Raw genomic sequence first — 15893 nt, 5'->3', positions numbered from 1 at the left:
AAAAAAATCCAAAAACCAGATTATTTCGTAAGTAACGAAAAAACCAATTAAAATTTAACTATGAAATCAAAATTAATTGCTCTCTCCCTCTTCTTATCTTTATTTTTAAGCTCTTGTGATGCAGTAGATGATTTATTGACGTTTACTATTTCCAACGAAACTTCGATTCAGATTAAAAGCACTTCTCCTATCAATTTGCCATCAGAAATTATTACGCCTGATGTGACTACAAATTCATCTGCCGAATTTGAAAACAATAAAACGAAAGCCAGTTTAGTAAAAGACGTTAAGTTGAAATCGCTTAAACTAATGATTACAAACCCAACCGATAAAACATTTACGTTTTTAAAATCTGTTCATTTGTATATTTCCACCACAGATTCTGATGAAATAGAACTTGCCTATCAGGACAACATTAATGCCTCAACCAACAATATCGATTTAATTTGCACGGATGCAAGACTCGATCAGTACATTAAAGCAGATAAATATAAAATCAGAACAAAAGTTACTTTAAAAGAAACGCTTACCAAAGACGTAACCGTAAAAGCAGAAATGAAGTTTAGAGTGACTGCGGATCCATTTTAGAAAAAAGGTTCTGAGGTTCTGAGGTTCTGAGGTTCTGAGGTTCTGAGGTTCTGAGGTTCTGAGGTTCTGAGGTTCTGAGGTTCTGAGGTTCTGAGGTTCTGAGGTTCTGAGGTTCTGAGGTTCTGAGGTTCTGAGGTTCTGAGGTTCTGAGGTTCTGAGGTTCTGAGGTTCTGAGGTTCTGAGATACTAAGGTTCTAAGTTTTTTTTTAAAACTTAGAACCTTAGTCACTTAGCTCCTTAGCAACTTAAAAAAAACTATTCTTTTGTCACAATAATCGAAGCCTTAAATCCTGCGGCGAGATTATCCCAATAATCATTGGTTACTAATTGACCTTTATCATCGTAGACTTGAATTTCGGCGGTATTTCCACCTAAGGTACCTATATTCAGTGCTTCAAAATCAAGTTTATTAAAGCCATCTGTCAGCATAATTTTTACGTCTTTGAAACTGGAATCCAAAAACAGCTGATCTTTTATTACTTTATCATTAGAAGAAACTTTGACCAAATCGCCATCAATGGCTCCAAAATCACGGAATTTCACAATAAAATACTGTGATTTTGTTCTGAAATCGCCCAAAGAAATATTTCTTTTTACTAATGTTCCGCGTCCTTCTTTTAAACCGGCATCTCTTAAAGCTTTATCTAAATCTTTCTCCATTTTGGGCACGTAACGATCTCCGGGATTGGCAAAATCAGTTTCGGTAGACATCGTGAATTTACTTTTTTCGGCTCCAATCTGAAATTGAGATTTTGGCGTAATACTGGTATTGTCAAAAACATTAGGAGTTTTAATACCTGGCATATCCAAATTTTCACCCTGTGGATCTTTTATTTCCGGAATTGGAGTCTTTTTGGGTTTTGCCCCAAATTTAGGCGCCGCAATTGGCTTGAATTTCGTTCCAAATTCCTTTTGCGCTGATACAGTAACAGCAGTAAAAAACAATATGAAAAATAAGATGTGTTTCATTTAAAAAGTATTATCGAATCGGCTTTTATAATTGGAATAAAATCAGGGTCTGGCATCACAAAAATAACATAATATAGTTAGGCTCTACAACTTTAAGACTTTTATAACACTATATTATGCATTTTTTTGGAATCAAAAAACCTGCCAAAAACTACAAATAGGGTCAAATTAATTTCAAATCTAAAACTCCAAATTCTGAAACTCCAAATTCTGAAACTCCAAATACCAAATCAATCGTGTACTTCTGAAACTATGGAAATGTTAGTTTTTTAAATATTCGAAAAACATCGTTTTGATAATTAGCAACTTATTCCTAACTTCAATCTTTTTAAAAGCAGCACTAAAGATGATCCTATAAAAAAAATATCTGAGAGAAATCTATTTCTTTCCCATAAGGCTCTGCGTTTTATTTAAAGTGAAACGCCTTTTTTTTCAGTGATAAATTCTATATCTCTATGTGCTAAAAATAATGACACTTAACAAATAAAACATACTCCTATCTCTTTAAAATACCTGATGAAATAGCTAATTTATTAAATTTTCAAACCATGGATTATATTGATTATTATAAAGTATTAGAAATCACAAAGTCTGCAACTGAAGCGGAAATCAAAAAAGCTTACCGGAAACTGGCACGAAAATACCATCCCGATCTGAATCCGAATGACAAAGAAGCGGAAAGAAAATTCAAGGAAATAAATGAGGCCAACGAGGTTTTAAGCAATCCTGAAAATCGAAAAAAATACGACAAATACGGAAAAGACTGGAAACATGCCGATGAGTTTGAGAAAGCAGGTTACGATCCTAACCAACAGCAATATTCCAGACAACAACAAGACAATCAAAGTTACAATGATTTTGGCGGCGGAGATTTTTCAGAAAGTGATTTCTCCGATTTCTTCAATTCTATGTATGGATCTTCAGGAAGAAGCTCCAGAAGTCAGGCAAAATATCGAGGACAGGATTTTAATGCCGAATTACAGTTAGATCTGGCGGCTGCTTATACCACACACAAACAGAACTTAAGTGTCAATGGAAAAAATATCCGAATCACTATTCCGGCAGGAGTCGAAAACGGACAGATCATCAAAATTCCAAATCACGGTGCTCCTGGTGCAAATGGTGGTCCGAATGGCGATTTGTATATTACTTTTTTAATCGATAACAATTCCGATTTCAAACGAGAAGGCAATAATTTATATGCCGATGTTGAACTGGATTTATACACTGCAATTTTAGGAGGAGAAATTTTTGTGACCACTTTTGATGGAAAAGTAAAAATAAAAGTACCCGCCGAAACCCAACCCGGAACTAAGGTAAAACTAAAAGGAAAAGGATTTCCGCTGTACAAAAAAGAGAATCAGTTCGGCGATTTATATATTACTTACACGATAAAAATCCCGACAAAACTGTCCGCAAAAGAAAAAGAATTATTCGAAGAACTAGCTAAATTAAGAAATCATGAGTAATAAAAACTTAATCCAGATAAAACAATTTTGTTTGTACCACGAAATTGAAAACACCTTTATAACGGAGTTGCATAACTATGGTTTGATCAAAATTATAATGCTTGAGGAAGATGAATATTTCCAACCCGAACAATTACCGGCAGTCGAAAAGATGATACGTCTTCATTACGACCTGAAAATTAATCTTGAAGGCCTTGATGTCATTGCAAACTTACTCAACAAAATCGAAACACTTCAGCAAAATCTTACTACAACCCAAAACAAACTTCGGCTTTACGAGCAGCATCAAATCGATTAAAAAACAGATTTTAATTATTGAAAATATCACAAAAAAGAATGAATCCCGAAGTGATTTCAATTCGATCGCGCTCATTTTTATCGGCATAATTCATAAATTGCAACCCTATTAACAAACCCGAATTTGCTTAAAAAACAAAAAAGCAAATTCAATAAACCATAAAAAATGAAAAGAGAAAACATCTTAACAGGATCGCCTTGGGAGGACAAAATGGGATATTGTCGTGCGGTAAGAATCGGCAACATCATTGAAGTCTCAGGAACTGTGGCTATTGTTGATGGTGAAAAAGTAAAAGCCAGTGATGCTTATGCCCAAACCTATAACATCCTGGAGCGTGTTGAAAAAGTTTTAGAAGATTTAAATGTTGGAATGAAAGATGTCATCAGAACACGAATTTTCACAACAGATATTTCGACTTTTGAAGAAGTAGCGAGAGCGCACTCTTCATTTTTTAAAGACATTAAACCTACAACTGGTTTTTATGAAATCAGTAAACTGGTTGCACCGGAATATTTAGTTGAAATAGAATTTACAGCTGTTGTACAATAATTTTTCGGCCACGAATTCACGATTTTTTTAGCCACTGATTAAGGGATTAAAAAGATTATTTTTGTCTAAATTAAAATTCGTTGTATTCGTGAATTCGTGGCTAAAAAACTAACTTTATTAATGGCTTCTCAAACCCCAAAAAAAACACTCCTTACTGTTTTCAAATGGATTCTCATTTGCATTCTAATTGGTATCCTGTCTGGATCTGCTTCGGCATTTTTCTTAGTTTCTTTAGAATGGGTTACACAATTTAGAATTCAGCACGACTGGCTAATCTGGTTTTTGCCTTTTGGTGGATTATTAGTTGGATTGAGTTATTATTACTGGGGAGAATCTGTCGTAAAAGGCAATAATTTATTGCTCGAAGAATACGAGAACCCAAAAAAAATCATTCCGTTTAAAATGGCTCCTCTAGTACTTTTAGGAACCTTACTCACACATTTATTTGGAGGTTCGGCAGGACGTGAAGGAACTGCTGTACAAATGGGTGGCGCTATCTCCGATCAGTTTACAAAACTTTTTAAACTGGATAATACTGAACGTAGAATTCTAATCATCCTCGGAATCAGTGCAGGTTTTGCCTCTGTTTTTGGAACTCCTCTCGCAGGAGCAGTTTTCGCGTTGGAAGTTTTATATTTCAGTAAAATCAATTTCAAGAGTATCCTCTTGTCATTTTTGGTCGCTTATACCGCTTATTTTACAGTCGAATTCTGGCAGGTAAAACACACCCATTATAGCATTCCGCTTGTTCCTGAAATTAGCCCATCCACTTTATTTTATGTGATTGCAATCGGTGTTTTATCCGGTTTCGCAGCTTTGCTTTTCTCGAGAAGCACCCATTTCTGGGGATCTCTCTTTTCAAAAAACATCAAATATCCTCCGCTGCGTCCTTTTATTGGAGGAATTGTTTTAGCCATTGCTATTGCAGGTTTCGGACTAACGAAATTCTCAGGTTTAGGCGTACCTATAATTGTCGATTCTTTTTCAAACGCTAATCCGTGGTACGACTTCCTGCTTAAAATTCTCTTCACCGGATTCACTCTTGGAGCAGGTTTTAAAGGCGGTGAAGTGACTCCGTTGTTCTTTGTGGGGGCTACTTTAGGAAGCGCTTTGTCTTTAATAATTCCACTACCAATTGCTTTCTTAGCAGGTCTTGGATTTGTAGCTGTATTTTCGGGAGCAACCCACACCCCTATCGCCTGCACCATTATGGGCATGGAACTTTTTGGCATCCAATCCGGAATTTTCATCGCTATCGCCTGTACCATAGCCTATTTTTCATCCGGTTCGGTTGGAATTTACAAATCACAAATTGTAAAAGGAGCTAAGTATAAGTTGTATCAGAGACTGTGAAATGTAAATAGTGAGATGTAAAATGTGAGATGTAAGATGTAGGATATAAAACATGAATCGTAAAATAGGAGACACAAGCTTATAACCTTTACACTTATCACTTATCACTTATCACTTTTAACATTTTACATCTCACATTTTACATCTCACATTTTACATCTCACATTTTACAAATAACAGCACAAATAACTTATAAAAAATGATTTCAGCATTACATTAAAAAAATGTAAATTCGCACACTATGAAAATACAAGATATTCAAGCGTTACAATTATTACTCGCAACCCCGAAGAAAATCGTCATAATTCCGCATAGAGGTCCTGACGGAGATGCTATGGGTTCAACCTTAGGTTTATACCATTTTTTATTTAAAAACAATCATCAGCCAACGGTGATTGCACCGAATGATTTTCCGGATTTTTTAGCCTGGCTTCCAGGTTCTGAAACGGTTAAAATATTTGAAAAAGATACAGAGAACTGCACCCAAATATTAGAAGAAGCCGAGCTTATTTTTACACTCGATTTTAATGCTTTTCATCGTACCGGTGAAATGGAACATACCCTAGCGAAGCTAACTGCTCCGTTTGTCATGATCGATCATCACCAAAAACCTGATGATTATGCCCTTTATACCTACTCGGATACTTCATTTGGATCGACCTGTGAAATGGTTTATAATTTCATTTCTTTCTTAGGCAAAAAAGAGGATCTGGACAAAACCATAGCTACCTGTATTTATACAGGAATATTAACAGATTCCGGCTCTTTCCGTTTTCCGGGAACGACAGGAAATACGCATCGTATCATTGCAGATCTAATTGATTTAGGTGTTGAAAATACCCAAATTCCAATTTTATTGTTTGACAACAGTTCATACAGCCGTTTGCAATTGTTAGGCCGTGCATTACAAAACATGAAAGTTCTGGAAGAGCATAAAACCTCTTACACTTCGCTTACTCAGGATGAACTGGATTCTTTTAATTATGCAAAAGGAGACACCGAAGGCGTTGTTAATTATGGATTAAGTATAAAAGGTATTGTTTTTACTGCTATTTTTATCGAAAATAAAGAAGAGAAAATCATCAAGATTTCTTTTCGTTCGCAAGGAGGATTTGACGTAAATCAGTTTGCCAGAGATCATTTTAATGGTGGCGGACATAGTAATGCAGCAGGAGGAAGATCAGATGTTTCGATGGAAGAAACCTTAAAGAAATTTGAAGATTTAGTAAACAAACTAAAAATATAACACAAATATGAACTACTTAAAACGAGGCAGTTGCGCCCTACTTTTTGCCGTTTTATTGGTTAGCTGTAAACAACATGAAGACGCGAGAAGACCTATTTCTCAGGCTTCAGGTACCTTTATGAAAAAATCAGCCGATCGAAATAAAAAATTAGTAGCCAATGAAGAAGACGTTATCAAAAAGATAATCAAAAGTAATCCAAAAATAAAATACTATGCAACCAGAAAAGGATACTGGCTGTATTATGACGAACGAAATGAAACCGATCTGCAAACTCCTAAAAAAGGCGACATCGCTTATTTTAATTTAGAAGTAAAAGATATAAATGGCAAAATCATTTATTCTGAAGCCGATCTTGGTCCTCAAACGTATTATGTAGATAAGCAGGATATCATGATGGGATTGCGTGACGGTATTAAAATGATGCATAAAAATGAAACTGTGACTTTCTTATTTCCTTCTCATATTGCTTACGGGTATCATGGAGATAATAAAAAAATCGGTCCTAATCAGTCCTTAATGTGTACCGTTACACTTCGCAACTTTGTACCGGATCCGGCAGCTGCACCAGCAACAACGGCAACGCAAACACCTAAGACAGCAGCTCCTAAAACTGTAACTCAAACCAAAAAAGATACATTAAACCCATAAAAACAATAGCTAAAAAAATGAAAAAAAGTATTCTACTAGTATTACTTGCCGTTAGTTCATTATACTCTTGTAAAGACGAACACAGCAACTTACCTGATGGTTTATATGCCGATATTGAAACCAATAAAGGACACATTATTGTCGAATTAGATTATAAAAAAGCACCTGTTACGGTTGCTAATTTTGTAACCTTAGCCGAAGGTAAAAGCGAGTTTGTAACCAAAGATTATCTAAAAAACAAACCTTTTTATGACGGATTAAAGTTTCACAGGGTTATTGATAATTTTATGATTCAAACCGGGGATCCTGAAGGAACAGGTTCCGGAGATGCAGGATACAGATTTAAAGATGAAATTACCGATTTGAAATTTGACAAAGCAGGTGTTCTGGCAATGGCAAACAATGGCCCAGCGACAAACAGCAGTCAGTTTTTTATCACACACCTTGAAACTCCGTGGTTAGATGGAAAGCATACCATCTTTGGTCATGTTGTTGAAAAAGGACAAGAAGTTGTAAATCAAATAAAACAGGATGATAAAATTGTTTCGGTAAAAATCATCAGAAACGGTGAAGCTGCCAAAAAGTTTGATGCTGTAAAAGTATTTCACGATTATTTCTCTGAAATTGCCAAAGAAAAAAGCAAATATAACGGAGTACAAAAAGAAAAAGTAGCTTACTTAGCTTCAATAAAACCTAAAGCAACTAAAACTAATTCAGGTTTAGAGTACGTAATTACTGAAAAAGGAACGGGTAAAAAACCGGCTACAGGAGCGCAATTATACATTAATTATTCAGGCTTTTTAGAAGACGGAACTTTATTTGATTCAAGTGTTGAAGAAGTTAATAAAGCTTTTGGAAAATTTGATGCTGCAAGAGCTGAAGCAAAAGGATATCAGCCAATTCCTTTCCAGGCTGGTCGTAAAGACGGAATGATTCCTGGTTTTATCGAAGGAATTGAACAACTTTCATTTGGAGACAAAGCAGTTCTTTTTATTCCGGCGCACCTGGCATACGGAGCAACCGGTGCAGGAGGAGTAATTCCGCCAAATGCAAATATTATTTTCGAAATTCAATTATTAGAGAAACCACAATAGTTTATTTAAAAGAAACCAACATAGACTTAAATTCGGAACATCATGAAGTTTAAATTTCTATTCTTATTTTGTCTGGCTGTAGTAAACATTAACGCTCAGACTACAAAAAAACCAGTTGCCAAAACAAAGCCAAAAACGACAGCTGGAGCAGCAAAAGCAGCACCAAAAGCGAATCCAAATGAAGGCATTTTTGCTACAATAGCAACCACAAAAGGAGACATAGTCCTTTCTTTAGAATATGTAAAAGCCCCGGTAACCGTAGCTAACTTTATTTCGTTGGCAGAAGGAACTAACCCTAACGTTAAAGCTGAAAAACTTAAAGGAAAACCTTTTTACGACGGTTTGAAATTTCACAGAGTAATCAATGATTTCATGATTCAGGGTGGAGATCCTGACGGAAATGGTTCAGGAGGTCCGGGATATGCCTTTAAAGACGAATTTGTACCAGAATTGAAATTTGAAAAAGGCGGAGTTTTAGCAATGGCTAATTCAGGTCCTGCTACAAACGGAAGTCAGTTTTTCATCACACATAAAGATACGCCGTGGTTAAATGGTAAACATACTATTTTTGGTCATGTCGTTTCAGGAATGGACAATGTTAATAAAATTGTTCAGGACGATATTATGACTAAAATTACTATTACACGCAAAGGTGCTGCAGCCAAAAAATTTGATGCTGTAAAAGTACTTGCTGCAGATGCTAAAGGCCAGGAAGCAAAAAAAGCAGAATCTCAAAAAGTAATCATTGAAAAAGCAGCTTATTTTGCTGCTACTAAAGCCAAAGCTACTACAACAGCTTCAGGTTTAAAATATGTTGTTACTAAAAAAGGAACCGGAGTTAAAGGTGCTGAAGGCTCTAACATTTACTTCCACTACGCAGGATATTTTGAAGACGGAAATCTTTTTGACAGTAGTATTGCGGCTGTAGCAAAAGCTTATGGTAAATATGATGCCAACCGTGACGCTCAAAAAGGATACAAAGCGTTCCCTTTTGTTGTAGGTAAAAAAGACGGAATGATTCCAGGTTTTATTGAAGCTTTAGACATGATGACAGATGGAGAAAAAGCCATATTTTTTCTTCCTTCTAATTTAGCTTACGGAGAAAAAGGCGCCGGAGGTGTAATTCCGCCAAACGCAACTTTGATCTTTGAAATCGAAACTTATAAAGAACAGCCTGTAAAGTAATACAAAATACTATACCGGACTTAAAATCAACCACCAGAGTATCTTTCTGGTGGTTTTTTTATTTTACCAAATCTGTTAAATCTTCAATTTTAAACCTCAGGAAAAGAGCAGAATAAACGCAATCACAACGTTTCTGAATATTTTATATTAAATCCTAAACAAAATAGCTTACCTTTGCCGGCTTAAATTTTTTAAAATAAACAGATTAAGATGTCACAAAACAACGTATTAAAAGGAGTATTTTTAGTAGCATTAGGAGCCACTACTTATGGAATGTTAGCCACTTTCGTAAAAATGGCCTATACAGAAGGATACACTACCGCCGAAGTAACTACCTCTCAATTTGTATTGGGAATCATTGGTATCTTGCTGATTAATACGTTTCAGAAAATAAAACATAAGGACAAGGTAGTCAAAGCAACTCCAAAAAACATATTCAGTTTAATGCTAGCCGGTACTTCTTTAGGAATGACCAGTTTGTTTTATTATCTGGCTGTAAAGTACATTCCCGTTTCAATTGGTATCGTTTTATTGATGCAAACGGTTTGGATAGGAGTTTTACTTGAAATGATCTTAGAGAAAAAATTACCTTCGAGACAAAAAGTATTTTCGGTGTTTATCGTTCTTATTGGTACCGTTTTAGCCACTAATATTCTGCACAATGAAATCGAACTGGACTGGAGAGGTCTTGTTTGGGGAATGTTAGCCGCAGTATCTTTCACGACAACCATGTTTACAGCCAATCGCGTTGCAACCGAAATCTCATCGGCACAACGTAGTTTGTACATGCTGTTTGGAGGTGCCATTATCGTGTTTTCGTTTGCATTGGCAACACAGGTTACCCCTTTTAACCTTGCGATCTTTGCAAAATGGGGAATCATACTAGCCTTATTCGGTACTATCATTCCTCCAATGTTAATGAACTTAGGTTTTCCTTTAACAGGAATAGGTCTTGGAAGTATCGTTTCTGCACTTGAGCTTCCTGTTTCTGTAACAATGGCTTACATTTTATTAGATGAAGAAGTAATCTTATTGCAATGGGTTGGAATTGTTTTAATCATCCTGGCCATTATTATTATGAATGTAAATTTCAAACGCAAAAACTAGCTAATTTAGAAACGCTCTAAAAAAAAGCATCTTTGTAATGCAATAATTGTTAATTTTTTTATAAATTCGTGATAAACAATCCTATATCATGAATTTACCCTGGCATTTATATTTAATGGCGTCGCTTTATATTATTGCCGGATTAAATCATTTTAGAAAACCGGGAATGTACATTCGAATCATTCCCCCATTCTTTTCAAACCCCAAATTAATAAATACCTTAAGCGGAATTTCCGAAATTCTTTTCGGTATACTTCTGATGATTCCTGCTACTTCCCATTTTGGTGCGTGGGGAATTATAGCTACTTTAATTGCTGTATTTCCTGCCAATCTTTTCATGTATCAGAATAAAAAAGCAAGTTTTGGTTTACCCAAGTGGATTTTGTTTATACGCTTGCCCATTCAGATTGTCTTGATTTTATGGGCATACCAATATACTTTTTAACAATCAACTATTAATTAAAACTATTTATTATGAAAAAATTATTTGCAGAGTTTTTTGGAACTTATTGGCTGGTTTTTGGAGGTTGTGGAAGCGCAATTTTTGCTGCCGGAATTCCTAATTTAGGAATCGGATTTGCTGGTGTTGCTCTGGCCTTTGGTTTAACAGTACTAACAATGGCTTATGCTGTAGGACATATCTCAGGCGGACACTTTAATCCTGCTGTTTCCTTTGGTTTATGGGCAGGTGGCAGATTCCCTGCAAAAGATTTAATCCCTTACATTGTCGCACAATGCGTTGGTGCAGCCGCCGCAGCCGGGACTTTATTTACCATTGCATCAGGAAAAGCCGGTTTTGCAATCGATAATACAAAAGCAGGAGCTTTTGCCTCAAATGGTTTTGGAGCATTTTCACCTGACGGATATTCTTTGCAATCTGCTTTTATCGCTGAGTTTGTACTTACGCTGTTTTTCTTATTGGTAATTCTGGGTGCTACAGATAAATTTGCCAACGGAAGATTTGCCGGTATTGCCATTGGTTTAGCATTAACCTTAATACACTTAATCAGTATTCCAATTACCAATACTTCTGTAAATCCCGCAAGATCATTATCTCAGGCAATTTTTGTTGGGGGAGAGCCGTTGTCACAAGTCTGGCTGTTTTGGCTAGCTCCGATTCTGGGTGCGATTGTAGCCGGATTTATTTATAAAACATTATTGCAAAATCATGCCGAAGCTTAATCAACTTATCTCTAACCTTTAAAATTTATCTTATGACATTTTTATATTTTTTACTTATTGGTGCAATATCCGGATGGCTTGCGGGTCAGATATGGAAAGGTGCAGGTTTTGGATTATTAGGTAATATCATCGTAGGAATTGTGGGTGGTATCATTGGTGGCTGGATAGCCGGTAGACTTGGCATTGGCGGAGGAGGACTTCTATGGCAAATTATAATTGCGGTTGGAGGAGCCTGGGTACTACTCTTTATCATCAGCTTAATCAAAAAAGCTTAAAACCTTTATTTATAACTTACTTTTAAAAGAGAAAATCAAATATAATACTATTCGGTTTTCTCTTTTCTTTTTAGAACAACTTAAGTCTGTCGGCTTTCTCCTGTGACTTTATTCAGACTTTTTTCGTATCACTTTATTCGATTCTTATGAATGACATTATTGCCTATTTCAGTACGATTCCGTCTTCACATAGAAGTTTAATTCTCATGGGAGGAATCACCTTCTTTTGGCTGATCGAAAATACCTTTCCTTTGTTTCACCTCCAATATCGAAAATGGCAACATGCCCGGATCAATTTTTTCCTGACCTTCACTACAATTGTTGTCAACTTTGTTTTGGCTTTTATCTTAATTAAAACAGCCAACTGGACAACCGAGAACGATTTTGGACTGTTACAATGGCTGCCTGCTTTACCGCTGTGGCTTTACACCATAATTGGTTTATTGCTATTGGATTTAATTGGCGCTTATCTTGCCCATTATGTACAACACAGGTTCAAAATTTTATGGCGTTTTCATCTGGTACACCACACCGATACCTGGATCGACACTACATCGGCAAATCGACATCATCCGGGCGAAAGCATTATTCGGTTTGTCTTTACCACTCTTGGTGTTTTGATTATAGGAAGCCCGATGTGGATGGTTTTTCTTTACCAGACTTTATCCGTTATTTCAACTCAATTTACGCATGCTAATATCGCATTACCGCAGAAATTAGATGTTTTCCTTAGTTATTTTATTGTTTCCCCAAACATGCATAAAGTACATCATCACTACGTTCTTCCCTATACAGACAGTAACTATGGGAATATTTTTTCGGTTTGGGACCATCTTTTTGGCACTTTTACCAATTTGCCCAAAGACAAAATAATTTATGGCGTAGACACCCATATGGCTGTTGAAGAAAACAACAATCTCAAAAATTTATTAAAAATACCGTTTCAAAAAGCGAGATCCATAAAAAACAGTTAAAATCAGTAAAAAAAATATCGTTGATCGAACCAACTAATTATTTTTTTTATTAATATTGATACTTAAATTGAAAATCAATCTATTAATCATTAACCTCTATTTTGAATTAATTTTCACGTGATGAAAAAGAGTAACCGCAAAGAATTGAATTGGGAACAAACTGAAAAAGTTGTTTCGTTAGCCTTAGAAGAAAAAAATCCATTTGAAATCATAAAAAAAGAATTTGGATTGGCAGAAAAAGAAGTTCTGGAAATCATGAAAAAGAAAATGCCACTTGAGAAATTTGAGATGTGGAAAAAAAAGGCAATTGCAAATAAACCAAAACCAAAACCAGTTAAAATAGACGATTTTGACGAAGATTTGGATGGCAAATATTATATAAAGAATAAACTAGACTAAGATAGAACTCCTGAGATTCAGGAGTTTTTTTTTATTTTTAATCAAAATGTAACTTTTTTACCTTTTGTAAGTCAAATAGCAATAACCAAACATGAAGAAATGAAAAAAATACTTTACACCCTAGCTCTCGCAGTTACACTTTGGAGCTGTAAAACAGGGACCCCTTCAGGTGCCGCAAAAAGCAATGTCGTAGATGTTAATATTAACCTTGTTGACGTTAAAGACGATAAAGTTTTGGTTACGGTAACACCTCCGCAAATCAAAACAGACGAAATAATTTACAGCATCCCAAAAACGGTTCCGGGAACTTATTCTACGGACAACTACGGTAAATTTTCAGACGATTTTAAAGCCTTTGACGCCAAAGGAAATGCATTAGTAGTAAAAAGAATTGATGACAACTCATGGTCGATTTCTGATGCTAAAAAGCTTAAAAAAATAACTTATTTAGTAGGAGATACTTTTGATACTGAAAAAGGATCGGGATTTGGAAATGACGACGTCTTTTCTCCAGCTGGTACCAATATCAATGCAGGAGTAAATTTCTTAGTAAACACACATGGTTTTGTAGGTTATTTTAAAGACAAACTTGAAATTCCATATAAAGTTACCATTACACACCCGGAAACCCTTTGGGGAGCAACTTCAATGACCGATGAGGATGCAAGCAAAACAAGTGATGTTTTCACCACTTCGCGCTATGCTATTTTAGTCGAAAATCCAATCATGTACTCTAAACCTGATTATACCACATTCAACGTAAACGGAATGGATATTTTAATCGCCGTTTATTCTCCAACAGGGAAATTTACAGCAGAAAGTATCACTCCGGAAATGAAAACGATGATGACGGCACAAAAGAACTTTTTAGGCAAAGTAAATGCTAACAAAAAGTATACTGTTCTTTTGTATCTGTCAAGTATGGCTAAGGATGATGCCCACGGTTTTGGAGCATTGGAACATCCAACCGCTACAACGGTTGTTTTGCCGGAATCTATGCCTAAAGAAAAACTGGTAGAATCAATGAAAGATGTAGTTTCTCACGAGTTTTTTCATATTGTAACTCCGTTAACGATTCACTCTAAAGAAATTCAGTTTTTTGATTACAATGCACCAAAAATGTCAGAGCATTTATGGATGTACGAAGGAGTAACCGAATATTTTGCCAACCTGTTTCAAATCAATCAGGGGTTGATTAACGAGGCTGAATTTTACACCCGTATTGCCGATAAAATTGAGCAGTCTAAACGTTTAAACGATACCATGTCATTTACCGTAATGAGTAAAAATGTATTGGATCAGCCTTATAAAGATCAATACTTAAATGTGTATCAAAAAGGAGCTTTGATCGGGATGTGTATCGATATTATAATCAGAGAAAAAAGCAATGGCGAAAGAGGAATTCTGGATTTAATGCACAAATTAGCAAGCGAATATGGTGTTGAAAAACCATTTAACGATAACGAACTTTTTGCTAAAGTAACTGAATTGACTTATCCTGAAGTTGGGGAGTTCCTTAACAAATATGTGTCTGGCACTACTCCTATTCCTTATGAGTTTTATTTGGCTAAAGTTGGTGTTACCAAAGCCTCTGAAAAAGTTCCGGGATCAATTTTCATCAAAGGTCAGGCTCCTTATATAGGAGTTGATAAAGCTACTAAAGCAATAAACGTTCGTTCTAATACTGATCTAAATGTATTTTTTACCAATTTAAACCTTAAAGCAGGAGATGTAATTCTTGCGGTAAATGATAAAACGTATACTTTAGACAACATTTATGATTTGATTGGTGAAAGTGAAAACTGGAAAGAAAATGATCCGATTACGATTAAAATAAAACGTGCGGGAGTTGAACAAACTATCAAAGGAACGGTAAAGGTGCCTTTTGAAGAAAAAGAAACTTTTAAAGCAACAGATGCTTCAAGAGAGAAACTTAAAAATGCATGGTTGAAAGGTTAATCCGTTTCAATTCAAATACAAAAAAACCGACAAGTGATTGTCGGTTTTTTTGTATTGATCGTTCTGTCATTCTGAAGAATGAGATTACTTCTTTACCGGAAACTTCCAGTCAAATTCATCTTTATCGTTAATGATTGCACCCACTTCGAATTTTACAATTTCGTCAAATTCGGTTTGAAGAATGAACCAATTGTCTTCATTAAAATAATTTTCAAAAGTATCAAAAGTCTCCTGAGTATATTTTGTAATTCCTTTCGTCGCTAAATCTTTCTTGACATCAGCAATTTTTCTTCCAATTAATTTGAAGCCGAAAACTTCTAAATCACTACTTGAAGCTACTAAATAACCTAATTTCAGCTCTTCTTCCTGATAAAACGTCAATCTGATTTTTTGTGCATTGTATACAAAAATCACATTATCATCTTCGTCTTTATAATTTTTATCAGGCTTTCCTAAAGCAGCTGTAACATCATTTTGCTTCATTCCGAAAAGCAATTTATCAATTCCTGATTTTAGATTTATTTTCATATTTACTTTTATTTAAAGTGCAAATTTCGGGAAGTTTTTTGTTGTTCCGTCACGAATTGTACAAATTTT

General features: G+C 35.3%; 18 protein-coding genes. 16 read left to right on the top strand and 2 right to left on the bottom strand.

Translation table 11 applies throughout. The annotated features are described in order from the left end of the window. The first annotated feature begins 60 nt into the window (after positions 1–60). On the top strand, positions 61–588 hold the full coding sequence (locus AC3IS6_RS12940; RefSeq protein WP_281922337.1) for a hypothetical protein: 528 nt from the start codon (positions 61–63) through the stop codon (positions 586–588). A gap of 255 nt (positions 589–843) precedes the next feature. Here AC3IS6_RS12940 and AC3IS6_RS12935 read toward each other — a convergent pair whose 3' ends face one another. Further along, complete coding sequence (locus tag AC3IS6_RS12935) at positions 844–1557, bottom strand: hypothetical protein (RefSeq protein WP_173965588.1); 714 nt, start codon at positions 1555–1557, stop codon at positions 844–846. Positions 1558–2105: 548 nt separating this feature from the next. On the opposite strand from AC3IS6_RS12935, the gene AC3IS6_RS12930 reads away from it, so the two are divergent. The 15 genes from AC3IS6_RS12930 (at position 2106) to AC3IS6_RS12860 (ending at position 15296) form a co-directional block, all read left to right on the top strand. Next, the gene (locus AC3IS6_RS12930) at positions 2106–3026 is read left to right on the top strand and encodes a DnaJ C-terminal domain-containing protein (RefSeq protein WP_489159899.1); all 921 of its coding nucleotides are present in this window, start codon (positions 2106–2108) and stop codon (positions 3024–3026) included. Then, positions 3019–3324, top strand: a complete 306-nt coding sequence (locus AC3IS6_RS12925; protein WP_489159897.1) for a chaperone modulator CbpM — start codon at positions 3019–3021, stop codon at positions 3322–3324. The genes AC3IS6_RS12930 and AC3IS6_RS12925 overlap by 8 nt, the downstream gene beginning before the upstream one ends. Positions 3325–3489: 165 nt before the next feature. Beyond that, positions 3490–3873 carry a RidA family protein gene (locus AC3IS6_RS12920; RefSeq protein ID WP_489159895.1) on the top strand — a complete coding sequence of 128 codons (384 nt, stop codon included), beginning with the start codon at positions 3490–3492 and terminating at the stop codon, positions 3871–3873. Positions 3874–3993: 120 nt separating this feature from the next. After that, positions 3994–5226 carry a voltage-gated chloride channel family protein gene (locus tag AC3IS6_RS12915; protein WP_489159893.1) on the top strand — a complete coding sequence of 411 codons (1233 nt, stop codon included), beginning with the start codon at positions 3994–3996 and terminating at the stop codon, positions 5224–5226. A 241-nt stretch (positions 5227–5467) separates the two neighbouring features. After that, entirely contained in the window at positions 5468–6472 is a 1005-nt protein-coding gene (locus AC3IS6_RS12910; RefSeq protein ID WP_489159891.1) for a DHH family phosphoesterase, read from the top strand. Between the two features lie 7 nt (positions 6473–6479). Further along, positions 6480–7121 carry a gliding motility-associated peptidyl-prolyl isomerase GldI gene (gene gldI / locus AC3IS6_RS12905; protein WP_489159889.1) on the top strand — a complete coding sequence of 214 codons (642 nt, stop codon included), beginning with the start codon at positions 6480–6482 and terminating at the stop codon, positions 7119–7121. Between the two features lie 17 nt (positions 7122–7138). Continuing rightward, positions 7139–8215 carry a peptidylprolyl isomerase gene (locus AC3IS6_RS12900; RefSeq protein ID WP_489159887.1) on the top strand — a complete coding sequence of 359 codons (1077 nt, stop codon included), beginning with the start codon at positions 7139–7141 and terminating at the stop codon, positions 8213–8215. Positions 8216–8257: 42 nt separating this feature from the next. Beyond that, positions 8258–9400, top strand: a complete 1143-nt coding sequence (locus AC3IS6_RS12895) for a peptidylprolyl isomerase (protein ID WP_489159885.1) — start codon at positions 8258–8260, stop codon at positions 9398–9400. A gap of 210 nt (positions 9401–9610) precedes the next feature. Continuing rightward, positions 9611–10507, top strand: a complete 897-nt coding sequence (locus AC3IS6_RS12890; protein ID WP_281922329.1) for an EamA family transporter — start codon at positions 9611–9613, stop codon at positions 10505–10507. A gap of 88 nt (positions 10508–10595) precedes the next feature. After that, positions 10596–10952 carry a DoxX family protein gene (locus tag AC3IS6_RS12885; RefSeq protein WP_281922328.1) on the top strand — a complete coding sequence of 119 codons (357 nt, stop codon included), beginning with the start codon at positions 10596–10598 and terminating at the stop codon, positions 10950–10952. 29 nt (positions 10953–10981) lie between these two features. After that, positions 10982–11689: an aquaporin Z gene (aqpZ, locus tag AC3IS6_RS12880; protein WP_489159883.1), complete on the top strand. Its 708-nt coding sequence runs from the start codon at positions 10982–10984 to the stop codon at positions 11687–11689. Between the two features lie 32 nt (positions 11690–11721). After that, positions 11722–11964 (top strand): GlsB/YeaQ/YmgE family stress response membrane protein, encoded by a 243-nt coding sequence (locus AC3IS6_RS12875; protein ID WP_173965607.1) that lies wholly within the window; start codon positions 11722–11724, stop codon positions 11962–11964. Between the two features lie 146 nt (positions 11965–12110). After that, positions 12111–12938: a sterol desaturase family protein gene (locus AC3IS6_RS12870; RefSeq protein WP_489159882.1), complete on the top strand. Its 828-nt coding sequence runs from the start codon at positions 12111–12113 to the stop codon at positions 12936–12938. Between the two features lie 120 nt (positions 12939–13058). Further along, complete coding sequence (locus AC3IS6_RS12865; RefSeq protein ID WP_173965611.1) at positions 13059–13337, top strand: DUF2805 domain-containing protein; 279 nt, start codon at positions 13059–13061, stop codon at positions 13335–13337. A gap of 99 nt (positions 13338–13436) precedes the next feature. Further along, positions 13437–15296, top strand: a complete 1860-nt coding sequence (locus tag AC3IS6_RS12860; protein WP_489159880.1) for a M61 family metallopeptidase — start codon at positions 13437–13439, stop codon at positions 15294–15296. Positions 15297–15380: 84 nt separating this feature from the next. On the opposite strand, the gene AC3IS6_RS12855 is transcribed toward AC3IS6_RS12860, so the two are convergent. After that, positions 15381–15824 carry a hypothetical protein gene (locus tag AC3IS6_RS12855; RefSeq protein ID WP_489159878.1) on the bottom strand — a complete coding sequence of 148 codons (444 nt, stop codon included), beginning with the start codon at positions 15822–15824 and terminating at the stop codon, positions 15381–15383. Positions 15825–15893 lie beyond the last annotated feature (69 nt).

The organism is Flavobacterium sp. KH_035 (assembly GCF_057839565.1).
This window is presented reverse-complemented; position numbering and strand designations above follow the sequence as displayed.